24 protein-coding genes, 5 tRNA genes and 4 other annotated features are annotated in these 26,319 nt (G+C 30.7%); of the genes, 8 read left to right on the top strand and 21 right to left on the bottom strand.

Going from position 1 to position 26,319, the window contains the following annotated elements:
- Positions 1-46: 46 nt before the first annotated feature.
- The 7 genes from pheS to ytxC all read right to left on the bottom strand — a co-directional run bounded on the left by pheS (position 47) and on the right by ytxC (position 7,130).
- Positions 47-1,066 carry a phenylalanine--tRNA ligase subunit alpha gene (pheS, locus tag D4Z93_RS04310; RefSeq protein ID WP_119970690.1) on the bottom strand — a complete coding sequence of 340 codons (1,020 nt, stop codon included), beginning with the start codon at positions 1,064-1,066 and terminating at the stop codon, positions 47-49.
- A gap of 50 nt (positions 1,067-1,116) precedes the next feature.
- Positions 1,117-1,335 (bottom strand) — a binding site (T-box leader).
- A 67-nt stretch (positions 1,336-1,402) separates the two neighbouring features.
- The gene (locus tag D4Z93_RS04305) at positions 1,403-2,191 is read right to left on the bottom strand and encodes a TrmH family RNA methyltransferase (protein WP_119970689.1); all 789 of its coding nucleotides are present in this window, start codon (positions 2,189-2,191) and stop codon (positions 1,403-1,405) included.
- Positions 2,192-2,324: 133 nt separating this feature from the next.
- On the bottom strand, positions 2,325-2,684 hold the full coding sequence (rplT, locus tag D4Z93_RS04300) for a 50S ribosomal protein L20 (protein WP_119970687.1): 360 nt from the start codon (positions 2,682-2,684) through the stop codon (positions 2,325-2,327).
- Between the two features lie 27 nt (positions 2,685-2,711).
- Entirely contained in the window at positions 2,712-2,909 is a 198-nt protein-coding gene (rpmI, locus tag D4Z93_RS04295) for a 50S ribosomal protein L35 (RefSeq protein WP_119970686.1), read from the bottom strand.
- Positions 2,910-2,928: 19 nt separating this feature from the next.
- Positions 2,929-3,450 (bottom strand): translation initiation factor IF-3, encoded by a 522-nt coding sequence (infC, locus tag D4Z93_RS04290; RefSeq protein WP_119970684.1) that lies wholly within the window; start codon positions 3,448-3,450, stop codon positions 2,929-2,931.
- A 32-nt stretch (positions 3,451-3,482) separates the two neighbouring features.
- Positions 3,483-3,592 (bottom strand) — a sequence feature (ribosomal protein L20 leader region).
- A gap of 86 nt (positions 3,593-3,678) precedes the next feature.
- A complete protein-coding gene (gene thrS, locus D4Z93_RS04285; protein WP_119970682.1) occupies positions 3,679-5,595 on the bottom strand; it encodes a threonine--tRNA ligase in 1,917 nt (638 codons plus the stop codon).
- A gap of 64 nt (positions 5,596-5,659) precedes the next feature.
- Positions 5,660-5,898: a binding site (T-box leader), on the bottom strand.
- 27 nt (positions 5,899-5,925) lie between these two features.
- Positions 5,926-6,149 (bottom strand) — a binding site (T-box leader).
- Positions 6,150-6,209: 60 nt separating this feature from the next.
- A complete protein-coding gene (gene ytxC / locus D4Z93_RS04280) occupies positions 6,210-7,130 on the bottom strand; it encodes a putative sporulation protein YtxC (protein WP_119970681.1) in 921 nt (306 codons plus the stop codon).
- Between the two features lie 127 nt (positions 7,131-7,257).
- Here ytxC and D4Z93_RS04275 point away from each other — a divergent pair, with 127 nt between their 5' ends.
- Positions 7,258-7,953, top strand: a complete 696-nt coding sequence (locus tag D4Z93_RS04275; RefSeq protein WP_119970679.1) for a DUF6873 family GME fold protein — start codon at positions 7,258-7,260, stop codon at positions 7,951-7,953.
- 66 nt (positions 7,954-8,019) lie between these two features.
- Here the strand turns inward: D4Z93_RS04275 and D4Z93_RS04270 are convergent.
- The 9 genes from D4Z93_RS04270 to D4Z93_RS04230 all read right to left on the bottom strand — a co-directional run bounded on the left by D4Z93_RS04270 (position 8,020) and on the right by D4Z93_RS04230 (position 12,449).
- Positions 8,020-8,093, bottom strand: a tRNA-Cys gene (locus D4Z93_RS04270).
- 6 nt (positions 8,094-8,099) lie between these two features.
- Positions 8,100-8,174 (bottom strand) — tRNA-Gly (locus tag D4Z93_RS04265).
- Between the two features lie 5 nt (positions 8,175-8,179).
- A tRNA-Phe gene (locus D4Z93_RS04260) sits at positions 8,180-8,255 on the bottom strand.
- Positions 8,256-8,259: 4 nt separating this feature from the next.
- Positions 8,260-8,336: transfer RNA gene (locus tag D4Z93_RS04255), tRNA-Asp, on the bottom strand.
- A 16-nt stretch (positions 8,337-8,352) separates the two neighbouring features.
- Positions 8,353-8,428, bottom strand: a tRNA-Val gene (locus D4Z93_RS04250).
- Positions 8,429-8,559: 131 nt separating this feature from the next.
- A complete protein-coding gene (gene hslO / locus D4Z93_RS04245; protein ID WP_119970677.1) occupies positions 8,560-9,444 on the bottom strand; it encodes an Hsp33 family molecular chaperone HslO in 885 nt (294 codons plus the stop codon).
- A gap of 15 nt (positions 9,445-9,459) precedes the next feature.
- A complete protein-coding gene (locus tag D4Z93_RS04240; RefSeq protein WP_119970675.1) occupies positions 9,460-10,203 on the bottom strand; it encodes a class I SAM-dependent DNA methyltransferase in 744 nt (247 codons plus the stop codon).
- A 189-nt stretch (positions 10,204-10,392) separates the two neighbouring features.
- The gene (locus D4Z93_RS04235; RefSeq protein WP_119970673.1) at positions 10,393-10,650 is read right to left on the bottom strand and encodes an alpha/beta-type small acid-soluble spore protein; all 258 of its coding nucleotides are present in this window, start codon (positions 10,648-10,650) and stop codon (positions 10,393-10,395) included.
- 113 nt (positions 10,651-10,763) lie between these two features.
- A complete protein-coding gene (locus D4Z93_RS04230; RefSeq protein WP_119970671.1) occupies positions 10,764-12,449 on the bottom strand; it encodes a peptide ABC transporter substrate-binding protein in 1,686 nt (561 codons plus the stop codon).
- Between the two features lie 277 nt (positions 12,450-12,726).
- On the opposite strand from D4Z93_RS04230, the gene D4Z93_RS04225 reads away from it, so the two are divergent.
- The 3 genes from D4Z93_RS04225 (at position 12,727) to dapB (ending at position 15,778) form a co-directional block, all read left to right on the top strand.
- Entirely contained in the window at positions 12,727-13,719 is a 993-nt protein-coding gene (locus tag D4Z93_RS04225) for an aspartate-semialdehyde dehydrogenase (RefSeq protein WP_119970669.1), read from the top strand.
- 36 nt (positions 13,720-13,755) lie between these two features.
- A complete protein-coding gene (gene dapA / locus D4Z93_RS04220) occupies positions 13,756-14,637 on the top strand; it encodes a 4-hydroxy-tetrahydrodipicolinate synthase (RefSeq protein WP_119970667.1) in 882 nt (293 codons plus the stop codon).
- Positions 14,638-15,028: 391 nt separating this feature from the next.
- Positions 15,029-15,778, top strand: coding sequence for a 4-hydroxy-tetrahydrodipicolinate reductase (gene dapB, locus D4Z93_RS04215; protein ID WP_119970666.1), 750 nt, complete (start codon positions 15,029-15,031; stop codon positions 15,776-15,778).
- A 121-nt stretch (positions 15,779-15,899) separates the two neighbouring features.
- On the opposite strand, the gene D4Z93_RS04210 is transcribed toward dapB, so the two are convergent.
- Positions 15,900-16,508, bottom strand: a complete 609-nt coding sequence (locus D4Z93_RS04210) for a TetR/AcrR family transcriptional regulator (RefSeq protein WP_119970664.1) — start codon at positions 16,506-16,508, stop codon at positions 15,900-15,902.
- 161 nt (positions 16,509-16,669) lie between these two features.
- Here D4Z93_RS04210 and D4Z93_RS04205 point away from each other — a divergent pair, with 161 nt between their 5' ends.
- Together D4Z93_RS04205 and D4Z93_RS04200 are read left to right on the top strand one after the other, a co-directional pair.
- The gene (locus tag D4Z93_RS04205; RefSeq protein WP_243105978.1) at positions 16,670-18,124 is read left to right on the top strand and encodes an MDR family MFS transporter; all 1,455 of its coding nucleotides are present in this window, start codon (positions 16,670-16,672) and stop codon (positions 18,122-18,124) included.
- Between the two features lie 50 nt (positions 18,125-18,174).
- Positions 18,175-18,999, top strand: coding sequence for a class I SAM-dependent methyltransferase (locus tag D4Z93_RS04200; RefSeq protein WP_199798409.1), 825 nt, complete (start codon positions 18,175-18,177; stop codon positions 18,997-18,999).
- Positions 19,000-20,847: 1,848 nt separating this feature from the next.
- Here D4Z93_RS04200 and D4Z93_RS04195 read toward each other — a convergent pair.
- On the bottom strand, positions 20,848-21,990 hold the full coding sequence (locus D4Z93_RS04195; protein ID WP_119970661.1) for a pyridoxal phosphate-dependent aminotransferase: 1,143 nt from the start codon (positions 21,988-21,990) through the stop codon (positions 20,848-20,850).
- 505 nt (positions 21,991-22,495) lie between these two features.
- On the opposite strand from D4Z93_RS04195, the gene dapD reads away from it, so the two are divergent.
- Positions 22,496-23,209 carry a 2,3,4,5-tetrahydropyridine-2,6-dicarboxylate N-acetyltransferase gene (gene dapD / locus D4Z93_RS04190; protein ID WP_119970659.1) on the top strand — a complete coding sequence of 238 codons (714 nt, stop codon included), beginning with the start codon at positions 22,496-22,498 and terminating at the stop codon, positions 23,207-23,209.
- A gap of 180 nt (positions 23,210-23,389) precedes the next feature.
- On the opposite strand, the gene D4Z93_RS04185 is transcribed toward dapD, so the two are convergent.
- From D4Z93_RS04185 to pdaB, 3 genes are all read right to left on the bottom strand, one after another.
- Positions 23,390-24,085, bottom strand: coding sequence for a single-stranded DNA-binding protein (locus D4Z93_RS04185; RefSeq protein ID WP_119970657.1), 696 nt, complete (start codon positions 24,083-24,085; stop codon positions 23,390-23,392).
- A 101-nt stretch (positions 24,086-24,186) separates the two neighbouring features.
- Positions 24,187-24,669 (bottom strand): hypothetical protein, encoded by a 483-nt coding sequence (locus D4Z93_RS04180; RefSeq protein WP_119970656.1) that lies wholly within the window; start codon positions 24,667-24,669, stop codon positions 24,187-24,189.
- 174 nt (positions 24,670-24,843) lie between these two features.
- Positions 24,844-25,554, bottom strand: a complete 711-nt coding sequence (pdaB, locus tag D4Z93_RS04175) for a polysaccharide deacetylase family sporulation protein PdaB (protein WP_119974223.1) — start codon at positions 25,552-25,554, stop codon at positions 24,844-24,846.
- A gap of 237 nt (positions 25,555-25,791) precedes the next feature.
- On the opposite strand from pdaB, the gene D4Z93_RS04170 reads away from it, so the two are divergent.
- Entirely contained in the window at positions 25,792-26,319 is a 528-nt protein-coding gene (locus D4Z93_RS04170) for a DUF4364 family protein (protein ID WP_119970654.1), read from the top strand.

The raw sequence follows: 26,319 nt of genomic DNA, 5'->3' as shown, positions 1-26,319 counted from the left end.
AACCATCTCTCCTTTTCACACTGCTTTGCATATTTAATTATTCTAACTAAAACTGATTTAAAAATCTCATATCACTTTCATAAAGTTGTCTTATATCATCAAGTCCATATTTTAGCATAACCATTCTATCAACCCCAAGTCCAAAAGCAAATCCACTATATATCTCTGGATCTATATTACAATTTCTGAGCACCTGAGGATGCACCATACCACATCCCAATAATTCTATCCAGCCTTCACCTTTACAAACTCTGCAGCCTTCGCCATGACATACAAAACATGTAACATCCATTTCAGCCGAGGGTTCGGTAAATGGAAAATGGTGAGGCCTAAATTTAGTTTTTATATTATCACCTAACATTTTCTTTGCAAATGCTTCTAGTGTTCCTTTTAAGTCTGCAAAAGTCACCCCTTTATCAACAACAAGTCCTTCCATTTGATAAAAAATAGGTGAGTGTGTTGCATCAACTGAATCCGAGCGATATACTTTTCCTGGAGATATCATCTTTATAGGCGGCCTTTGCTTCTCCATGGTTCTTATCTGTATTGGAGAGGTTTGAGTTCTTAAAACTATATTATCATTTATGTAAAAAGTGTCCTGTTCACCTCTTGCTGGATGATTCTTAGGTATATTTAATGCTTCAAAATTATAATAGTCAAGCTCAACTTCGGGTCCTTCTTCAATTGTAAATCCCATAGTTGCAAATATCTCTTTCATCTGATCCAAAGTTTGCTCTAAAGGATGTCTTTTCCCTAAGTTTTGTCTTATTCCAGGCATTGAAATATCAATAATTTCATTTTTTAATCTTGTGTCCTTCTCACCATTTTTTATGTTTTTTAAAGCTTTTTCTATAGCACCTTCTAACGCTGTCCTTATCTCATTTGCCATTTTACCAACTACAGGTCTTTCCTCCTTAGATAACTCTTTCATGCTTCTAAGTATTTGTGTCAGTTCACCCTTTTTACCTAAATATTTAATCCTAATACTATCAATGTCTGAAGTGTTTTTAACATTTTTTAAGCATTCAATTGCACTATTTTTTATATCTTCTAATTTTTGCTTCATTTTAATTTCTCCTTCCTTATGTTTTTATAAATAAAAAAAGCCCATCCCAAATAAGGGACGAACTTATATCCGCGTTACCACCCAGTTTAATATCAGCAAATGATATTCACTTTAAAAATATATCGGCTTTAACCGCCAGCTGCTAATCTATTTCACAACTGGAACTCAAGAGTGAACTTCAATATATACATCTCCAAAAGGCTCACAGCTAATAACCTTTTCTCTCTTTAGAAAAATAATATATTTACTCTCTCTATCACAGTAAAATATGATAACTTATTATTTTTATATTTTACATATATACATACAAATTGTCAACACATATTTATTTATTTGCTAAACTTCTGTATTTATCTGTCTTACAACTTCAAACATTATAACAGCTCCAGCTATAGATACATTTAATGATTCCGCATTTCCCGGCATAGGTATTTTAATTTTTATGTCTGATAAATCCAAGATCTGGCTGCTGATTCCATTTCCCTCATTGCCCAGGGCTATTATAACTTTTTTATTCAAATCTAAATCATAAAAATTTTTGTCAGTATCAAGAGAACTTGCTATAAGTTTAAAACCATGCTTTTTTAGTAAATTCAACTTTTCCAAACTATCATCCTGTATAACAGGTATATGGAATATCGATCCCATAGTTGATCTAAGTGTCTTTTCATTATATACATCAACTGTACCTTTTGTAAGTAAAATTCCAAGTGCTCCAGCAGCATCGGCTGTCCTTATAATAGTACCCATATTTCCCGGATCCTGAACTTTATCTACAAGTATATAAAATCCATCTTCATTTTTTACATTTATTTTTTTATTATTAACTACAGCTGCTATACCCTGTGGATTATCCGTATTACTTATATAATTAAATAATTTATCTTCAAGTAAACATATTTTAGTATCTTCACAAATATTGTATCGGGATTCTAAAGTCAGCCATTTATTCTGCACTCTTTCACTTAATAAAATTACAGGAACCTGAAAATCAGATTTTAATGCTTCACTAACAAATCTAAATCCCTCTACAAGAAATTGATTCTTCTGAATTCTATACTTTTTTTGTGACAACTTCCTTGTATGTTTTATAATACTATTATCTTTACTATAAATTTTATCCATTCAAATCACCTATTTAAGAGTAAGTATGTTTTACTATAGGGTTTGTAATTCCAAGCTTACATATAACTTAAGCTTTCATTTATAAACCCTATAAAATAAAAAATACAGCATTCTGCTGTATTTTATGTATAATCTATGCGTTTAATTGCTTTTTTGCTATATCCACCAAATTAGTAAAAGCTTTTGGATCATTTATAGCTATTTCTGAAAGCATTTTTCTATTTATATCAATTCCTGCAGTTTTTATTCCATTCATAAATTTTGAATATGAAAGACCATTCATTCTAGTTGCTGCATTTATTCTTGCTATCCAAAGCTTTCTGAAATCTCTTTTCTTTAATCTTCTTCCTACATATGCATTTCTTAATGCTCTTATTACTGTTTCATTAGCAGTTTTAAATAGCTTACTTTTAGCTCCATAATAGCCTTTCGCAAGTTTTAAAACTTTTTTATGATTTTTACGTGCATTTACCGCTCTTTTTACTCTTGCCATTTTAAAAACCTCCTTCTACAATTGATTTTATACGTAAGGCATTAATTCTTTCATCGTCTTTTCTTGAGTTGATGAAACATATCCTGCTTTTCTCAAATTTCTCTTAGTCTTTGCACTCTTTTTTGTTAATATATGACTTTTAAAAGCTTTTGATCTCTTTAATTTACCTGTTCCTGTAACCTTAAATCTCTTTGCTACACTTCTTTTTGTTTTCATTTTTGGCATAATAAATTCCTCCTCTCAATTATGCTTTCTTATGTGATAAAACCATTATCATATTTCTTCCTTCTAATTTAGGAGCTTTCTCCTTAACACAGATATCTTCAAGCTTACTGTAAAACTCATCTAATATTTTCTTGCCTATAAATGAATAGTCAGCTTCTCTTCCTCTAAATCTAACAGTAACTTTAACCTTGTCTCCTGCCATCAAAAATTTTCTTGCATTATTCGATTTAATGGATATATCATGTTCCTCTATAGTAGGACTCAATCTAACTTCTTTTATATTTATGACCTTTTGTTTCTTTTTAGCTTCTTTATCCTTTTTAGTCTGTTCATAAACATATTTACCTAAGTCCATTATTTTACAAACTGGTGGTTTTGCATTCGGTGATATTAAAACTAAATCCAATTCTTTTTCTTCTGCAATCTTAAGTGCTTCCCTGGATGACATAACCCCAACTTGTGAACCATCATTTCCAATAACTCTTACTTGCTTTTCCCTTATGCTTTCATTACTAAGAAAATCTTTATTAATAATTTTCACCTCCTAGGTGTTTTTAACAAAACTTTATAAGTTAACAATAAAAAGGACGGCTTAAGCCGTCCTTAGAATAACAAAATCAAAAATTCCATAAACCTTACTAGCCGTGCTGTAAGGTGAGAAACGGCTGTTTCTTCTTAACATATGCTATTATATAACTAATTTTTTAATAAGTCAATATTATTTTATACTAAATTGGCTCATAAAAATTATAGAAATCATATTTGGTTATTAATCTATTTCACTAATTCTATTATCTATTTCACTTCTAACTTTCTTTATAAAATCATTTAATTTAACTGATCCGAGATCTCCTTGTTTTCTGCTTCTTACAGTGATATTACCTGCTTCCATTTCTTTTTGTCCTAATACAAGCATATAAGGAATTTTTTGAAGCTGAGCTTCTCTAATCTTATATCCTATCTTCTCATTTCTCAAATCAAGTTCAACCCTAATTTTATTTTTCTTTAATTCACATGCGATCTTCTTAGCATACTCAATTTGGTCATCAGTTATATTCATAATTTTAACCTGTACTGGTGCAAGCCAAGTTGGAAATGCTCCTGCATAATGTTCTGTCAGTATTCCTATAAACCTTTCTATTGATCCAAATACAACTCTATGAACCATAACTGGTCTGTGTTTCTCTCCATCTGCACCTATATAAGTTAAATCAAATCTTTCTGGCATTTGAAAATCCAATTGAATTGTTCCACACTGCCATGTTCTGCCTATACAATCCTTTAAATGGAAATCTATCTTTGGTCCATAGAATGCTCCGTCTCCTTCGTTAACCCTATACTCCATACCTGCTGCATTCAATGCATCTCTTAATCCATCAGTTGCTGCTTCCCAGTCTTCATCACTTCCCATTGAATTTTCTGGTCTTGTTGATAATTCAACAAAATATTCGAATCCAAATACCTTATAAAAACTGTCTATAAGTTTTATAACATTCAATATTTCATCTCTTATATTGTCTTTAGTCAAGAACATATGTGCATCATCTTGAGTAAAGCACCTAACTCTCATAAGTCCATGAAGTGCACCTGATTTTTCATGTCTGTGAACAATACCCATTTCAGCATATCTTATTGGAAATTCTCTGTATGAATGTATTTGACTCTTATATACAATTATTGCTCCAGGACAGTTCATAGGTTTTATAGCATAATCTTCATCATCTATCTTTGTAAAATACATATTCTCCTTATAATGATCCCAATGTCCTGACTGTCTCCAAAGTTTTTCATTTAATATTATTGGAGTCATTATTTCATCATATCCAGCCGCTTCATGCATTTCTCTCCAAAAATTCTGTAGGGTATTTCTTATAATCATTCCCTTTGGATGGAAGAATGGGAATCCTGGTCCTTCTTCATGAATACTAAATAAATCAAGTTCTTTACCTATCTTTCTATGGTCTCTTTTCTTAGCCTCTTCCATCATTCTTAAATATTCTTCAAGATCTGCCTTCTTCTCAAATGCAGTTCCATATATTCTTTGAAGCATCTTATTTTTCTCGTCACCTCTCCAATAAGCACCTGCTATTGAAAGAAGTTTTATGACCTTTACCTTACCAGTTGATCCAACATGAGGACCTGCACATAAATCCACAAAATCTCCCTGTTTATAAAAAGATATTACCGCATCCTCTGGTAAATCTTCTATCAACTGAACTTTATAAGGTTCTTGCTTTTCTTTCATAAGCTTTATAGCTTCTTCCCTGGGCAATTCAAACCTTTTAAGTTCCAAATTCTCTTTTACTATTTTATTCATTTCAACTTCAAGTTTTTCAAGTATTTCTGGTGTAAATGAAAATTCTGCATCAAAATCGTAATAGAATCCATTATCTATTGCTGGTCCTATAGCCAACTTTACATCAGGATACAACCTTTTAACTGCTTGCGCTAATATATGTGAAGCAGTATGTCTTAATATCCATTTTCCATCCTCATCTTCAAATGTCAATATTTCAAGCTTACAATCTTTATTTAATTCACTCATAAGCTCTGCCTTTTCGCCATCTATTTTCGCTCCAACAGCTTTTTTTGCCAGAGATGAACTCAATTTAGAAGCCACTTCTGATACTTTGGTTCCATTCTCAACCTCCATAATACTGTTATTCTTTAAAGTAATCTTTATCATGACTGTTTCCTCCTATTTATAAATTTATAATTAAATAATTATATATAAAAAACACCCGTCCAATATATGGGACGAGTGTAGATCGCGGTTCCACCCAACTTCAACAAATTAAATATAATACTAAACGATACCTAATGTTTGTTACCTTAAATCTTTAACGCAGATACGCGGGAATACCTACTAAAATTCAATATCCAACTCAAAGGTGGTTTTCAATAACACTTACCTGAGAAATCTTCCAGCCAGTGGATTCCTCTTTCTTAAAGCAGTCTATTATTTACTCTTCCTTTTCAAAGTCTTTATTCAAAAATATAAAAACTCATCCCAAAAACATGGGACGAGTATTAATCGTGGTTCCACCCAATTTGATAATAGATAAATAAAATCTATAATCATCTCAGAATCTTTAACGCAGATTTACGGAAATATCTACTAAGTTCAATACTCAACTCAAAGGTGGTTTTCAATAACACTTACCTAAGAAATCTTTCAACCAATGGATTCCTCTCTCTTAAAGTAGCCTGTTATCTACTCTTCCTTTTCAAAGTTTTAATCATTTATTGTGATCATTATATTATGTGTATTTATATTTGTCAATAGATAATTTTAAAAAACTAATTTTTAATTTTACTGTTAAACAAACTTTCACATTTGTCCTCTACCGCACTACACGAATCACATACCTCACAAATTTTTACCCTATCTTTAAATATATTTTTTATAGTACCTATAAACTCTTCATTTTGTATATTTTCCATACCATGAATAACTATATTTTTAGGACAATTTGTTATTAAAATGCCTATAATTACGTCCTCTTCATTAGAATTTTGTTTATACTGAATTTCATCCAAATCCATGAGTAATTCACGAGTAATATCTTTTCCAGTGGCATCTCTTAATAAATATTTACCATATTCTGTTATTACTATATCTATCTCATCAATTCTACTTTCCTGAATCTCAACAAAATACTTTAAAAGTTTTATAAAATCATTATATTCTTTCTCAACCATATATTGTTCTACTATTTTATCAACAATACTTTCCAAATCATCTTGAAGGTCATTCATTCTAAATCTTATAAAACCATTTATATTTATCTCATTATTCTCCCTTATGCAGTCAGCAATTTTATCTAATATCATATTTTTTTTATTCATACAGTATATAGAGTTTTGATCAAATTTGTAACCATATCCTTTTAGTACACTCTTAATATTTTTCATAATTTGATCTATTTCATCATATCCTAAGAAGAAATAGGTATCAGATAACAATTCAAATAAATGTTTATCACAAAATTCATTTATAACAATATTATAAATAATTCCTGCAACATTCATATTGAATAGATTATATACCTTTTCACTTAATTCTCCATCACAAAATACCTTCACGAAGTGAGTATTAGACTGTATATTTTCTGAAATTCCCATGATAAAGTTCTTTTCTTTAAAATACCTTACTACATTTTCTATATCATATATTAAATCTTCTCTTTTATCATCATATACAACAGTAAGTAATAACATTTGACACACTCCCTTCTTTAAATTAGTATATGTGTAAACAAAATGTATATACAAAAATTTATTTGCAAATATCGACAATAATAATATAATAAGTTATACTCGATACTAACTTAAATAGGAGAAATTTATGTGTGTAATTATAGATTGCAGAACAAGCATTGAAGAAATAAATAATCTAAAAAAACTTGGGTTCAAGCCACTTATGTGTCCTAAATCAGATTTACTTTATGAAGCAGTATCAGGCCATCCTGATATGTTGTTAAAAATTGTAAACAATAATACAATTCTAGTACATAAAGACATGCCCCTAAGCTTTATAAATAAGTTGAGAAATTTAGGATATAAAATCTTTTTATCAAAAAATAATTTAAATAGCAAATATCCAAATGATATTATATTAAATAGTGTGAATCTAGATGATATTTTTATACATAATATTAAATATACAGATCCTGTACTTTTAAATTTCATGAAACGGAAAAGAAAAATAAATGTAAATCAGGGGTATACAAAATGTTCAACAGCTATTGTCAGCAATAAAGCAATAATTACAAGCGATCTTTCTATAGCAAATGCTGTCAAAATCGAAAATATAGATACACTTTTGGTTCCACCTGGAGACATACTTCTTCCAGGTCTTGATTATGGATTTATAGGAGGATGCTGTGGATTAATAGACAGTCATACTATGGCTTTTTACGGAAATCTTAAATATTACAAATATGGAAAAGAAGTACTTGAATTTTTGAATAAATATAGCGTAAATCCTGTATTTTTAAGAAATGATAGACTTATAGATAGAGGGAGTATATTAAAATTATAATGTAAATATAAAAAACAAAAACAATCTAAATATCAAAACCGATACTTAAATTGCTTTTTTACTGTTTGGAGGCGCCACCCAGATTTGAACTGGGGATAAAGGTTTTGCAGACCTCTGCCTTACCACTTGGCTATAGCGCCGCAAAATGGAGCGGAAGACGAGATTCGAACTCGCGACGTTCACCTTGGCAAGGTGACGCTCTACCACTGAGCCACTCCCGCAATGCTGGTGGCCAGACCAGGAATCGAACCAGGGACACGAGGATTTTCAGTCCTCTGCTCTACCGACTGAGCTATCTGGCCAAATTGGCGACCTAGAAGGGGATCGAACCCTCGACCTCCGGCGTGACAGGCCGGCACTCTAACCAGCTGAGCCACTAGGCCGCATTTTAAAACTTGATGGTGGGCACAACAGGGCTCGAACCTGTGACCCTCTGCTTGTAAGGCAGATGCTCTCCCAGCTGAGCTATGCGCCCATATTATTAAACCTACCATCTGAAACAAATAATAACAACATCCTTAAAGGACATTGTTATTATATAATAATTTCTTTACCTTGTCAACGCTAGAAAAATATATTTTTACAATTAGTAATCATACAGTGATGCTATTTATTTACACTTTCAAGTATTTTTCCTATATCTTCATGCGTAAATTCATATGATTTATTGCAAAACTCACATACGAGTTCTTCAGTTTTTCCGTCATCATATATACTCTTTAAATCTTTGCTTCCTATGCTCATAAGCACCTTTTCAACTCTTTCTCTTGAGCAGTCACATTTATAGACAGGATGCACGCTATCAAGTATCTTTAAATCCATATCTTCGAATATAAACTCCAGTATTTCTTCTACACTCATTCCTTTTTCAATTAAACTTGTTACAGATGGAATTTCTTGAAGTCTGTATGTAACTAAATCTGCTGTTAAATCATCTGCTTCTGGCATCATCTGGATTATGAATCCACCTGCTGCCTTTATACTTAAATCTTTATTCACAAGTACGCCAACTCCAACTGCAGATGGTGTCTGTTCCGATACTGTAAAATAATAAGCAAGATCATCACCTATTTCTCCAGTACATATTGGTACCTGCCCTACATACGGCTCTTTAAGGCCCATATCCCTTATAACAGTCAAATTTCCATTTTTACCAACAGCACCACCGACATCAAGTTTTCCCCTTGAATTTGCCGGAAGATCTACATTAGGATTTCCAATATAGCCTTTTACATGTGCATCTGCATACGAGGTAACAACAACCCCCTTAGCTTCTCCTCCACCTGATATCTGCAAAGTTAAACTATCTTTATCTGATTTAAGCATGGAACCCATGATACTTCCAGCCGTAAGCATCCTTCCAAGTGCAGCTGCTGCAGTTGCACTGCACTTATGAATTTTTACGCCCTCATTTACAAGTTCTGTAGTTATTGCTGCTATTATTCTTATTTCTCCACCTTTAGCAGTCGCTCTTACCAATTTATCCTTCACCTTATAAATCTCCTTCTAATCATCTATTTTTACAATATAAACTATTCTCTCTGTAGAATCATCTATACTCTTATCTTCATAATTGTCAATAGTCTTTAATATCTTTAAACCCGCCTGTTTTATAAATAGACGTATATCCTTATCTGTATATGCTCTTTCCATATGTTCTTCTATGAATTTTCTATACATATCACCTTCCCGAACAAAAAAGGTCAGATACATGTCCACAACATTCTCTTTAAAAGAGTTTTCCCATATATAAGTGACATTCTCATCATCATAATTATAAGTATTATTTCCTAAAATATTTGAAAGTTTATAATATGAATTTATATCAAATATAAATATTCCATTGTCTTCTAAGTGTAAGGCCACTCTCTTAAAATATTCTATCATGTCTTCTTCCTTTAAGATATAATTAGTTGAGTCAAGGCAGCATGTTATAAGATCAAATTTTCTATTTAGGTTTAACTTTGCCATATCCTGGCATACCATTTTAACTTTAAATGCATTATTTCTAAGTTTTAAATCCGCCTCAGTTAACATATCATAAGACAAATCCACGGCCCATGCCTCCGCAAAACAAGAAGCCAAATTTTGAGTCATATTACCTGTACCGCAGCACAAATCCAAATAGCGCTTTTTTGTAACATTAAAGTCATCACAAATCTTTAATATCACTTTTGACCATTTCAAATAGTCTATATCTGAATTTATAAGTTCGTCATATATATGAGCAAAATCTCCGTAACAATTCATATATTAATCATCTCACTTTAATTAAATACTTTAGCCATATACTCCCTATGAATCATCATATCATTACTTAATGATATATATTATAAATGTTCAAGTCAATAAATTATCTTAAATACATTATTTCATTCTTATGAAATGATGCACTCATAGCAATAAATCAGCTCACCTATTCAAGGCAAGCCAATTAATCTATTTTTCATATTCTTTTAATATAACATCATTTTTAGGAAGATTAAGATCCTTCTTTCTCTTGGTCATTATACCTCCAATTCTTCCAGTCTCTTCTGACGTAAGACCACTCCAGCCGTACTTATCCACTTTTTCACTTAATCCTAGTTCATCTGCTATCTCAAATTTCATCTTTTCTCTAAGTTTTTCGGCTTCATTTAATTCTCTATTTGATTTTAGTTTAGCCTTTATTACTTTTTTTAATGGAGTTCTTCCCATATATAACACCACCCTCACTTTTAATACTTATTTTTTACATTAAATCAACATTTATTCATGTATTCATGATATAAATTAAAGTATCCTAGCACGGTGTTTTTGTATATTTAGAACTATCTTCCATTAGTATAAGCATATTTTATTTCATATAAAGATCCAAATGAATTGCACATCAAATTTTTTATGTATTTACGCTTATACACATTGTTATTCCTATAATCAATAGGTGAAATAACAGCATCTTGTGTGATCAATATATTTTCTGCTTTTTTTAAGTTCTCAAATCTTTGATCATTCTGACTTTGCGGTAAAATCGCCGCTTTTTTTATCAGGGAATCGTAATTTTTATCATTCCAATTTATTTTTACCATCTGTGAATCTTTACTCCACATAAGTAATTCTGATAATGGATCATTAAAATCCGCAGTCCATATCATAGATGCAAATTCATAGTCCCCTGATAATATTTTACTTTCAAATTTATCCCATGGAACATATTCAACCTTTATATTTATTCCTAGATTTTTCTGATACATATTTTTAAGAAATTCTGCTATATTCTTCTGCTCATAATCTGTATCAGGCTCAAGATATGTTATAGTTATACTCGATGGATCACCATCAAATCCTATTTCTTTTAATCCTTTATTTAAAAGCTTCTTAGGGTTTTCACCCAATTCTTGTAATTGTTTCACAGGTTCTTGATTTACTTTTTTCCTGAAATTTTCATTTCCTATTTGAATAGAAGGTGATACTAATCCATAAGCAGAAGTATATAACCCCTTCCATAATGTTTTAGATACTTCCTCTCTATCAACTGCAAGTGAAAATGCTTTTCTTATATTCACATTTTTAAAATACTTGTTGCTTTGATTAAACACATCAAAATCCGTAGTTGGTTCACTTACACTAATTACATTAAATTTGTTCTGTTTATCTAATTTATTTTTCAAATCAGGTTGTATTATATTTGCAATATCAATTGAACCGTTCAGTAATCGTGAATATATAGTATTATTTTCTTTCAAAACCTCCATAGTAGCTTTCTGAAGTTTTACAGAATTTTTATCCCAATAATTGTTATTTTTAATAAGTTCTACTCTATCACCATGAATCCATTGTTTTAATAAGAATGGCCCACAAAATACTGTTGAATTGCTATCTGATCCATATTTATCAGTATACTTTTTAACAATATCTTCACGCTGAGGCTGCATAAATGAAAAACTAGTTAATTTTAAAAAATATGCACATGGAGCTTCTAAAGTTATCTTTAAAGTATTATCATCTAATGCCTTTACAGAAACTATATCAGATGAAACATTATAATTAGATGTATTATAAATTTTAGCTCCTTTTATATTATACAAGAGATATGCTTTTTTTGATCTTATATTGGGATTTAATGTTCTTTTTATACCATATTCATAATCTTTAGCTGTAACTTTTCTACCATCTGACCATTTATTATTTCTTAAATAGAATGTCCAATTTAATCCATCTGATGTAACCTTCCATCCTTTTGCTCCTGCTGGTTTTACTACTTCATTTCCATTTTTATCTTTTTCAATTCTTGTAAGTGCTTCATTTACTTCAGTCAAAACCTGAATAGATGATGTATCATAATCTTTAGAAGGGTCAAGTCCTTGAGGTTCAGATTCTAAAGTCATATTTAAATATTGATTTTTATCAACAGATATAATTTCTTTTTTTTGATATGTTTCCTTATGTAAACAACCTGTAACCGTAAAACTTATTAAAACCGTTAATAAAATCAGTGGTTTTTTTATATTTAACAAGTGTCTTTTCCTCCTTTTTATGATATTATTATAAAAATAAATTGAGTATACAATTTAAACTATATTCTAATCTTATACCAATTTAGTTAAAATAAATACAAATATAACATTATTACTATTTTGTGTATTTATAACAAATATAGAAGTTCCTATATTTATTCATTATATCCAATTTTATATTTTTTCAAAACTATAGCTTATTCTATTTAAAAAGTATATATTTTTATTCATTTGAGTTATATAATATATAAAAAACACTTTGGGAGGGGTTCATATTATGAATTATAATGTAGCAGTTGTTGGATGCACAGGAATGGTTGGAAGAAAATTTATAGAAGTATTAGAGGAAAAAAATTTTCCAGTAAATAAAATCTATTTTTATGCATCTTCAAGATCTGCAGGTAAATTCTTAAAATTTAAAGGAGAAAACGTATTAGTTGAAGAATTAAAAGAAGATAATATCAAAAATAAAAAAATAGATTTTGCACTATTCTCGGCCGGTGGAAGCGTAAGTGAAAAATTTGCTCCCATTTTTGCCAAATATAATATTACTGTAATTGATAATAGCAGTGCGTGGAGAATGGATCCAGAGGTACCTTTAGTTGTCCCAGAAGTCAATCCAGAAGATATAAAATGTAACAAAGGTATAATTGCAAATCCAAATTGCTCTACAATTCAAGCAATGGTAGCTTTAAAACCTCTTAAAGACAAATACGGAATAAAAAGAATAATATATTCAACATATCAAGCTGTATCAGGAGCAGGTATGGGTGGATATAATGATTTATTAGAAGGATATAAAAATAATCCTCCTAAAAAGTTTCCTTATCCTATAGCCGGAAATATTTTACCACACATTGATGTTTTTCTTAAAAACGGATACACAAAAGAAGAAATGAAAATGGTAAACGAAACAAAAAAAATACTACATGATGACAATTTAAAAATAACTGCAACTACTGCAAGAGTTCCAGTAGCATATAGCCACTGTGAAAGCATAAATGTTGAACTAAAAAATTCTTTCGATTTGAAGGATATTTTTGAGCTTTACAAAAATGCTCCTGGTATAATATTAAGGGATGATCCTGATAACCTCGTTTATCCTATGCCTATTGATGCAGCTGGACATGATGAAGTATATGTTGGCAGAATAAGAAAAGATTTCAGCATTGATAATGGATTAAACTTATGGGTCGTAGCTGATAACATAAGGAAAGGTGCCGCTAGTAATGCTATTCAAATAGCTGAATATATAATAAACAACAAATAAAAAATAAATTTAATAAAATATAAGGGAGTGTTTTTTATGACTTTATTTAAAGGCGCTGGTGTTGCCATTATTACACCATTCAATGAAAATGGTGTTGACTTTGACAAGTTAAAGGAACTGATAGAATTTAATATAAAATCAGGAACTAATGCTATTGTAATATGCGGAACTACTGGAGAAGCTTCCACTATGACTCTAGAAGAAAGGAAAAATACAATAAAATTTACTGTTGATACTGTAAATAAGAGAATTCCAGTTATTGCAGGCACCGGAAGCAACTGTACCCAATCTGCTGTAGATATGAGCAAATGGGCAGAAAGTATTGGGGTGGATGGCGTATTAGTAATTACACCTTACTATAACAAGACTACTCAAAAGGGACTTATAGAACACTTTAAAACTGTGGCATCAAGTATTAAAGTACCAATAATAATATACAATGTTCCAGGAAGAACTGGCATGAATATACTTCCTAAAACCTTGAAGGAATTAAGTGAAATTGACAATATATCTGCAGTCAAAGAGGCAAGTGGAAATATAAGTCAAATAGCTGAAATAAAAGCTCTTTGCAGAGATAAACTTGATATATACTCCGGGAATGACGACCAAACAATTCCTATTCTTTCCTTAGGGGGTATAGGTGTTATATCTGTGCTTTCAAATATAATTCCAAAAGATATAAGTAATATGTGCAAACTATTCTTCGAAGGTAAGATAGATGAAGCGTTGAAATTGCAACTTGATTCACTTGCTTTAACTAATGCATTATTTATAGAAACAAATCCTATACCTGTAAAAACTGCAATGAATCTTCTTGGAATGAATGTAGGCAAGTTAAGACTTCCTCTCTGCGACATGAGTCAATCAAATCTAAAGGTTTTAAAGAATGAACTTAAAAATTACGGACTGTTAAAATAATTATAGGGTTTATAAATGAAAGCTTAAGTTATACTCCAGCTGACATTTCCAAAATTCGTCACCTAAGAAATTTCTAGTAAGTCTAAGTTCGTATTTATAAAAATCTAAGCAGATTTTATAAACTCGCAGGCTCAAACATATAAAATCCACTAAGATTTTCAAAAATACTTTACTAAGACCTACTAAAAAATTTTTTAATGTGCCTACATTTTGGAAATGTCAGCCTACGTATAACTTAATCTTGGAATTACAAACCCTATAGAGGATTTATAGTTAAAAAATTAATCCATCCCCGGGAGATACTGACAAAATCCGGTACATTAAAATTATAAATCCTATAAATGATTCTAGCCAAAACTTACAATATTGTATTTTACAGGAGGCTTTTAAAATGATTAATATCTTATTAAATGGATGTAATGGGAAAATGGGAAAGGTTGTATCAAACTGCATCACCAATTTTCCTCAATTAACTATAGCTGCTGGAATAGATAAAAATGCTCAAGAATCAACTTATCCCGTTTTTTCTAATATATCTGATTGCACTATAAATAGCGACATAATTTTAGATTTTTCAAGACCGGATTCATTAGATAGCCTTTTAAATTATTCTATAGATAAAAAGATTCCAATTATTTTCTGTACAACCGGATATACCGATGAACAGATTGCCAAAATAAAAAAAGCTTCTGATAAAATTGCCGTTTTTCATTCGGCAAATATGTCCATAGGTATTAATGTAGTAAATAATATTCTAAAAAATATAAGTAGATTCTTATACAATAATTTCGATGTCGAAGTTATTGAAAAACACCATAATCAAAAAGTAGATTCTCCAAGTGGAACTGCAATTTTACTTGCAGATACTATAAAAGATTCTATCCCTGAAGAAACTACTTATGTGCATGGTAGAAACGGCATAGCAAAGAGAAAACATCAGGAAATAGGAATCCACTCTATAAGAGGTGGAAGTATAGTTGGGGAACATGATATTTTATTTGCAGGGCAAGGTGAAACAATAGAATTAAAACACACCGCCTTATCAAGAGAAGTATTCGCAATAGGAGCACTAAAAGCTTGTGAATTTATGTCAGGCAAGCACAATGGACTTTATTCAATGGATGACATCATAAGTCAATAGATAAAAACAGCTGAAAATTAGATTTTCAGCTGTTTTATTTATCGCCATTAACACATACATTAAATACATCTTTTTATGATCTCGGTTTGCTTTTCCAATCATATATTTGTGAAAAACCCCACTAATGCTGTGATGCATGTATAAGCGGCATAAAAATGTCATCTACAATTTCTGCTATTGTTGTGTCAGAAATAGGCCCCCGCTTTGTGATAAGTTCGTACTGCAGCAGAGCAAAGGGCAATGAAATAATCCTGGGTGATAGTTTTTCAAGACAGACCTCACCGTGAAGTTCAGCATTTTTCATAATTGCCTTCATACCCACTATCATCTTGTTTTCTGATTTCTTCTGGATAATTTGCGGAATCAAAGCAATTATAGTACGCCAAACTTGTGGTTCCATCATAAGTCCTCTGATAGTCTGAGCACCGATTTTTCTCAGTGGTTCAACACGCGCATGAAGATATGCATATACATCGTTGCGCAAATCACCTGTGTTTGGAACCTCATTAGTAATTTTAGGTAGATATTTACGCATGGCGGCAATCACAAGCTCTGATTTGTTGTCCCATCGGCGATAAAGAACGGCCTTATTTGTTCCTGCTCTTGCTGCGACGCTTTCCATAGTTAGATGAGCATAGCCGGTTTCAGCAAGTTCCTCCCATGCAGCTAATAGAATTGCCTCTTCCAGAACTTTTCCGCGGCGACGAGTATTCTTTTTTTGTTCATCCATTTTTTATTTTCCTCCGAGCTTTAAGTTTAGTTCTCCCTATTATATAGCAAGTATGTAAGAAACAATTAAGTTTCTTATTGACAAAATCATATATTTATTATATCATAGCTATATAAGAAACACAAACGTTTCTTAATTATAGATATGAAAGGATCTTGTATATGAATACAATGCTTAATGAAAAATCCAAAAATGAGAAACTTGATCCAATAGTAATCAGAACTGCTTTTATTCTAGTTATTGGAGCTCTCGCACCACTGTTTGATTCAACGATGGTTAATGTAGCAATCCATACAATTGCAGCTGATATGAAAGCAAGTATTTCTTCCGTACAATGGATTACTACTGGATATGTTTTAGCAATGGGGCTAACTGTCCCAATTTCAGGCTGGGTCACTAAACGATTTGGATGCAAACGATCGTACATCTTCTCATTAGTGCTTTTTTTAATTGGCTCCATGTGCTCTATATTATCATGGAACATAGAAAGCATAATTGTTTTCCGAATTATTCAAGGTACCGGCGCAGGATTATTAATGCCAGTATTACAAACAGAGCTTGTACAAATTTCTGGCGGTCGCAACCTCGGACAGATTATGTCCATCGTCAGCATTCCTGCTCTACTCGGACCAATTTTGGGCCCGGTACTAGGAGGAATTATCGTCAACAGTTTTAGCTGGCGCGCCATTTTTTGGGTTAATGTTCCAATCTGTATCGTGGCAATCCCGTTAGCTATATGGGGAATACCGGATGATAAACTTTCGGAAAAGAAATCATCTCTTGATGTGATTGGTATGCTCTTACTTTCCCCGGCATTTGCTCTTCTGATCTACGGTATTACCCAAATTGCAACTCATGGAAAATTAAATGACAGTGCAGTCTATCTTCCTCTTACCATCGGTATCATTCTAATGGCAGCTTATGTCATCTATGCATTAAATGCAAAACGAGAAACAGTTCTAAATATACGGCTCTTCAAATCCGTAAATTTTTCTGCTTCCAATATCCTTCTGATTCTATGTGGAATCATCACAAATGGAGCCATGCTGATGCTGCCACTATATTATCAGGAAGTACGCGGAGCGAGCGCTCTGTATGCCGGATTATGGCTGCTTCCGCAAGGAATTGGCATGCTGCTCACTAGAAACTGGGCTGGTAAATCAGCCGACCATAATGGCTCGCGCAATATTGTGCTGATGAGCCTCACTGCTATTGCAATTGGCACTCTGCCATTCGCTTTCGTAGGTACAGATACGAATTATATCCTTTTGTCTTCTGCCTTATTGATTAGAGGTGCAGGACTTGGAGGTTTGCTGATTGCAATCATGACATCCGCTTATATTGGACTTCAAAAAGAGCAGATTCCCCATGCAAGTACCGCCACAAGAATTTTTCAAACCATCGGTGGAGCTTTCGGGTCAGCTATTCTTGCAACTGTCGCTCAACATCAGATGGCGAGTCACACTAACCTCAATCTTCATTTAATTTCCAATGCATTCGATGTCTCTTTCTTATGGGCAATTGGTTTTACTCTAATTGCAGTAATCCCTGCATTGTTTTTAACAAAACATAAAAAATCGAAACCAAAAATGTCCGAGCAGGAAACAAATTTGTAGGCAAACTAACAGCAGTAAAAATAGCATAAAACAAGTTTGAAAATATTAAATTGGAGGACGTTCATATGAATGAAAATAAAAAAATATCGTTATCTAAAGAAAAAGAAACATTATTTATTACACTAAGGGCAAAGGCTATAGATAGTCTTTTAGTAAATTCTATTCTTCATGATGATACTGCTTATAAAATTCTTAAAGAAATTAATTATGATTTCGCAAAGTTCGAAAAAGATGATGATAGCGGCACTGTTGTTCGTGCCAAACAATTTGACGAATGGATAATTAAATACATTGAAGCAAACAAAAATTCTACTGTTGTTTATATTGGCTGCGGATTGGACTCACGAATTACTAGAATTAACCCACCATCAACAGTATACTGGTATGATTTAGATTTTCCTGAAGTTATAGAAGTTCGGAAACTATTTTATTCTAATAAAGATAAATATCAAATGATTGACTCTTCTGCCACAAATTTTTCATGGCTTGAGAAAATTTCTAAAGATCGGCCAACATTGATTATTGCAGAAGGTGTTTTGGAATATCTCTCATCTGAAGAGGTGAAAGAATTGTTTAGACGTATAATAGATCATTTCAATCACGGAGAAATTATATTTGATGTAATGAATTCTTTGGCAATTAGCATAGGAAAAAAGGAGCTCGAGAAAAAAACAGGTGCTGTTTATAAATGGGCTGTTAATGATACAAATGAAATTGATTTAATTAACTCAAAGCTTAAAAAAATAAAAGAACTTCCTCTTATGAATTCTATTTATATAAAAAAGTTGTCTTTTAAAAGTAGATTAATATTTGATCTGTTATCACTTGTACCTCCAGCTAGAAATGCAATGCGTTTAATGAAGTACGATTTTTAGTTCTAAAATAAATAATATATACTGAATATGCATATATTGCGTATTCAGCATTGTTGTAAGATTATAGCACATAAGGACAAACTCAACTCACACCACAGAGGTATACTCACAAACTTCGGCACCCTAAAAAAGTTTTAACATCTCTAAGCTTGTCTTTTAAAAATTTAAGCAGATTATATAAACTTAGCTTCGCTCAAACATATATAACCTACTAAAATTTTTCTAAAAGACTTCGCCAAGAGATGTAAAAAACTTTTTAGATGTGCCTTCAGTTTCCAGGTATACCTCTGTGGTATGAGTTGAGTTTGTCCTTATAAGTTATATACTTAAATCAATAAATGCTTTATATATTAATAAAAGTATATAAATAATTATATAACTTTATGTAAACTTGATAAATATGATTTCTCCTTTAAGGGTTTATGGCGATAGCCATATTGATTTATACTATAATTGCAGTTTTTAGACATCTGTTAAGATAACTAAAAAAGTCTGAATAACCTGTAATTCAGATAGTATATTCAGAACTTTAAGATCTTTTTGGGCATAAAAGATATTTAACTAAAATTTTAGATAAATGAAATGATTCCAGGACGGTTAGTCCTATTGAATTATTTAAATTTAAATGTGAGTTTTACTATATACCCGGGAAGTTAATGTCCTAATAATTAAATTAGTACAGTCACTACTATAAACTTAAAGAAGGAAGGCTGTAAGCCTTCAAGCCCGTTAGGGCATTCTGTTTTTCTTATAAAGGGCAGGTTATTTTAGTTTTAAATATATTTAATCTTTTACCGGGAAAGATTTCGTTATTTATTATAACTTCTGTAGTTTTGAAATATCCCTCCGGGATTAATGCTATGTATACAAGGACTATGTCCGTAAAACCTTTATAAAGAGAATACAATCATGGAAATTATAATGTAAATTGCAAATACTGTTACAAGAAAATGAGTGAGATTATATATGATTTAGGTTTAAATGGAGTAGAGAACTTTTAAATTAATATGGCTATCGCCATAAACCCTTAAAGACGAAATTATATTCAGAAAGTTTATCAAATTTACATAAAGTTATAAAATCACTTATATACTTTTATTGGTATGTTAAGTATTTGATGTAAACATAAGTAGAATTCTTACGTAGCAGGATACTGTAAGGCCGAAGGCACATCTAAAACTTTTCTATAAATTTTGACGAAGTGCTGTGAAAGACCTTAAAGTCCCGGATATCATTTGAAATATGATCTTATTCAGATTTTTTTAATTACTTCAATATATGTTTAAAATTGTAATTATAGTATAAATCACAAGGGCTGATCGCCCTAGAACCCTTGAAGGTGATATTTCACTTATTAAGCATATAACCTGGTTTAAATATATAACTTATAAGGACAAACTTAACTCACACCACAGAGGTATACCTGGAAACTGAAGGCACATCTAAAAAGTTTTTTACATCTCTTGGCGAAGTCTTTTAGAAAAATTTTAGCAGACGGCACACGCCTAAAACAGATATAAATACTGTAAATCAATTAAAAATATAGAATATCGCATTAAACAATTTATTGCAAACATAAGTAGAATTCTTACGTAGTGGAGTACTGTAAGGCTGAAGACACATTTAAAACTTTTTCTATAAATCCTGGCGAAGTGCTGTTAAAAATCTTAAAGTTCTGGATACTGTCTGAGGTACGAGTTTATCCAGGTTTTTTAGATTTTTAACAGCACAAGTTTTAGATTTATAAAAAGTTTTAACGTGTCAAAGCCTTACAGTATTTCACTGGAGTAAGAATTCTACTTATGTGTCTACAACAATGCTTAATACGCAATATATGCACTATGTAACTTATAGTAACTTTTTTATTCTATGTAAGGACTCTCTCAGTTCATCCATACTGTATGCATAAGAAATTCTTATGTATCCTTCTCCTCCACTTCCAAAGGCACTACCTGGAACCACTGCAACTCTCGTTTCCTTCAAAAGTCTCTCACAAAATTCTTCACTTGATAAACTAAATTTCTTTATTGAAGGAAATATATAGAATGCTCCCTTAGGCAAATTAGTTTTAAATCCCATATTAATCAATTCATTATACACAAAATCTCTTCTCTTAATAAATTCCCGCTTCATATATTCAACGTTACTTAAACAACTTCTGAGCCCAGCATATGCTCCCCATTGAGCTATTGATGATGTACACGTTACATTATAAGCATGAGATTTAACTATACCACTCATAATATCATTTTTAGCACATACATATCCAATTCTAAGCCCCGTCATTGAAAACATTTTTGAAAATCCACTTACAACTATTACTTTATCTTTTATATCATCAAACTGTGCCATAGAGTAGTATTCATCTTCAAAACATAAAGAAGCATATATCTCATCACTTATGACCAAAACATTATTTTTATCTATTATATCATGAAGTTTATCTCTGTCATTTCTTGATAAGACTGCCCCTGTTGGATTACAAGGATAACATAATACCATTATTTTAGGATTTTCCTTTTTTATTAAATCTTCAAGATAATCAAAATCTATACTATAATCTTCATTAAATTTATAATTTAGTATACTGCCGCCTAAAAGTTTAACACAACTTTCATATGCTGGATATGACGGATTTGGTATAAGCACTTTATCACCAGGATTTATTAACGCAGAAAATACTGACATCAGACCTTCACTTCCACCAACTGTCAGACATATCTCATCTTCTGTATATAATATTCCCATTGACTTTAAATATCTTGAAATTTCCTGCCTCAGTTCTACTATTCCAGCGTTTGTTGTATATGTGGTTTTATTACTATTTATAGCATCAATCATAGCTTTCTTTATTTTTTCCGGAACATTAAAATCCGGCTGCCCCAGCGTAAGTGATATTGCATCCGGATATTTTGACACTTTATTAGAAAATTTTCTTATACCAGATATTTCTATTGAATTTACTCTATCTGATAAAAAACTGCTGCCCATAAAATCTCCTCCAATAATTCTCAAAATTAAAATATTAAAATCCAAAATACTTAATATTTATTATACCACTGCTTTTCATTTTTAAATATAGGGTTTATAAATGAAAGCTTAACTTATGCTCCGGCCAGGATTTCTAAAATTTAGGCATATTAAAAAATTTTATAGTAAGTCTTAGCGAAGCGTTCTTAAAAATCTTAGTGAATTATATATGCTTAAGCAAAGCGAGTTTATATAATCCGCTTAGATTGTTATGAATGCAAGCTTAGATTTACTAGAAATTTTTTACGTGACATATTTTGGAAATCCCGGCTGGAGCATAAGTTAAGCTTAGAATTACTAAAAGCATTTATAATACCGGATTTTGTCAGTATCTCCCTTGAGCATAAATTAACTTTAAAATTACAAATCCTATAATTCTACAAAAATATTTATATTTAAACTTTAATTAATTTGTGATATTTATTATAATAGTATTATTATTTAAAAAATATAGGAGGCTGTCTGCATGAATTACGATTTAACTAACCCATACGAAATAGCAAGATACATAAAAGAGTCTAAAAAATCCACTCCAGTAAAATTATATTTAGAAGGTGATCTTAGTGGATGCAATCTTGGAAATATAGAAAGTTTTGAAGCGAACTCTAAATTTTATATATTATTTGGAGAAGCTGATGAAGTTTTTGATTTGCTTGATCATAATAAAGATAAAATTAAAAAATTCAAAGTAGAATATGATAGAAGAAATTCTGCAATTCCACTTATAGATGTTACAAAAATAGGTGCTAGAATTGAACCAGGTGCAATTATAAGAAACAAGGTGAAAATCGAAAAAAATGCTGTTATAATGATGGGAGCCGTTATAAATATAGGTGCTGAAATTGGTGAGGGCACAATGGTAGATATGAATGCTGTAGTAGGTGCAAGAGGTAAACTCGGAAAAAGAGTTCATCTTGGTGCAGGTGCTGTAGTAGCTGGTGTTCTTGAACCACCTAGCAAATCCCCTTGTGAAATAGGTGATGATGTTCTTGTAGGGGCTAATGCAGTAATACTTGAAGGTGTTAAAATAGGTAAAAACTCTGTAATTGCTGCTGGTTCAGTAGTTGTGGAAGATGTACCTGAAGGTGTTGTAGTTGCAGGAGTACCTGCTAAAATAATCAAAAAAGTAGATGATAAGACTAAAGATAAGACTCACTTACTTGATGATCTTAGAAAATAATATTATTTATTTTTCATTATAATAAAGATTACAATTCACAGATTAACTTACACGTAAATATATATTTTGATAAATCTAAGCATTTAAAAATTTTGTGTAAGTCCAAATACCACGATATTTAGAAATATATACTTAAACATAAATTAATCTGTGAACTAACCACCCTACAGTATTTTACTTTTATGAAATTTGTTTCTCATCTTGATTTTTTCCATCTGCTTTTTCACATGTTTCGTCTGTTTTTGGATCATCACTCTCTTTATTTACCTTTTCCATCTTTGAAATTGAAACCTCATATGCCATTTTCTTCATGACTTCAGTATCGGATATTCTCTTTTGGTATTCTCTACTCTGAAGCCTCCCCCATACTCTTATATTGTCACCAACTTCAAGATTCTTACAAAATCTTGAATTTCTTCCCCATGCTATAGTCGGTATGTAATCCGATTTATTATAGGATCTATTAACCGCCAAAAGCATATCTGATATCTCTCTTCCAAAAGGAGTTGTCCTATATATAGGTTGTTTACAAATAAAACCATCAAGGAATATCTGATTTGGATTTCTACTTTTTTCCTCACAGAAAGCAATATTTCTCACAAATACTGTTAATATAAGCCTATTAGCTCCATTTATAAATTTATTATAAGACCTAAGCTGTCCTTCTACGATGAGTTGAGATCCAACCTTTATCTCCATTTCACTAATTAATCTTTCTGATATTGTTACAAATAACTTATCCTTTGTACTACTTAATCTAGGAACCTCAAAATAAAAAGTATAAAATCCCTCTCCGTACATTTCATGACTAAACTGTAATTCAGAAATCACTTCTCCTTCTAAATAAATTTTATTATTTAACATTAAATTGTCCATTCTAACCCCTCTTTCCATTAGTTTTTAAATTACCTCATCACAATATAGTTATTCAAAGCAGATATAAAATATACTAAAAAATATTAATTAAAATATAAGTTTTACCTTATATATAAATTATTGGCATCTTTCCCCTCTATAAGACTTATAGTTATTCCTGTCATAGCTGCATATAGTTCGTCCTCATTAGTAAATTTCATTTTTACCGGTATTTCAAGTGGTTCAAGTATCCTATCATCACAAAAAAGCGTTCTTTGAAGACAATAAACAAAACTATCTTTATCATCAATACTTGATACTGTGACCGTATTCTTGTTTCCCAATCCATAAGTTATTATATTCCCAAATACATCTATATTAGAATTTTTATAATCTGCCAAATCCATATTTATTAAACAATACTTACCATTTATAAAGATATTCTTGATATTAGTATTTGAATTTACTACGATGTAATTATAATTATTTTCTTTTTTAACCATATATCTGTTAAACGTATTCAAGTCTACTTTCATCAAATCTAGAATTTTAAACAGGTATCCATTAAAAGCTTTATTCGTTCCTATAACAGCTATTGTTTTCATACTATTTATTACCTCCTTTATTAAAATAATTTATTATTTAAAATTATTTTTAACTAGAGATAAGTTTTTATACCATTTTTATTCTTATAAAGTTAATAACTATATTTCCATTATAATACAAATATGTTGTGCATTTCAATAAAATTATGGTCTAAATCATAATTTATTTATATTTTAATTCTGAATTTGTCTTCCACTGTAATCTATATGATAATTAGTTTTATATATTAGATCTCCAACCTTTACAAATTTATATCCTTCCTTCTTTAAATTTTCAATTATTCTAGGCAAATTTTGCGGTGTATACTTAGCAGTAGTATGAAATAATAATATTGAACCAGGTTTTACATTTTTCATAATTCGATTATATTCTAATTCCATACCCTGATCCTTCCAATCTATGCTGTCTGCATCCCATTGTATACAATACCATCCAGCATTTTCTACAGTTTGAATAACTGAATTATTATAAGAACCAGAAGGACATCTAAATAATTTTGTAGAAGTTCCAATCAAATTTCTTATTTTAGCATCATTGATATTAATATCCTCTATAATTTCATCTTTGGAAAGCTTAGTCATATCAGGATGTTTATCAGAATGATTGCCTATCTCGTGTCCCCTTTTATACAACTCTTTAACTTCATCAGAATGGCTATCTGTCCACTCACCAACCAAGAAAAATGTAGCTTTTATATCATACTTATCAAGCGTATCTAAAATTTCATCCATATTATCATTTCCAAGACTCACATCAAATGTAATAGCAACTTTTTTCTCTTGTGTATCTACAGAATATATCGGCAGCTTTCTATTCGTATTTATGAATACACCTGTATTTCTACGATTTACAAGCATAGATACACATATAGCTATTGTCAGCATGATAACTACAAATACAATCTTTTTCTTTAATATACTATACAATTTTTCTCCCCCAATATATTAGTTCTCATAAATTTATATAGTATAAATATCATCTAAATATTACTACTAAATTTTAAAAACAAGGGACGGTTAAAAGAATTTCATAAAATCAAAGCTTTATTTATTTTATTATTTTTTATGCTATAATATATAAGTAATATAGATAAATGAGTGTTTATAGTGAGGAGGATTCATATGTTTGATGACACTTTAGAATTAGCGGAAAATAAACTTTTATTATTATACATTTTTAATAAAATGAGCTTCCCAATTTCTAATAATCAGATAACAGAAATAGTACTTGAAAATAACCTTATAAATTATTTTACACTCCAGCAATATTTAACGGAATTAGTATCCTCTAACTTTTTAAAATATACAAATAAGACTGGAAATTACAGATATATTATAACAAATAAAGGTCAAAAAGTTCTTCTACTATTCGCCAATAGAATTGCAAAACAAAAAACTAATACTGTAGATGAATATCTTAATAAGCAAATAGATAATATTAAGAAAAAAGTTACTGTAATTGCTGATTACACAATAGAATCTGAAAATAACTTTATTGTTGATTTAAAGACCTTGAAAAATGATTCTGTAATTATTGACCTTAAGTTAAACGTAGACTCAAATAAACGAGCAAAAGAATTGTGTGAAAAGTGGAATAAAAACTCCTTAAAGCTGTATAATAAGATAATAGATTTACTTAATGAAGAATAA

It is taken from the genome of Clostridium fermenticellae (genome assembly GCF_003600355.1).
Classification (GTDB): domain Bacteria; phylum Bacillota; class Clostridia; order Clostridiales; family Clostridiaceae; genus Clostridium_AV; species Clostridium_AV fermenticellae.
This window is presented reverse-complemented; position numbering and strand designations above follow the sequence as displayed.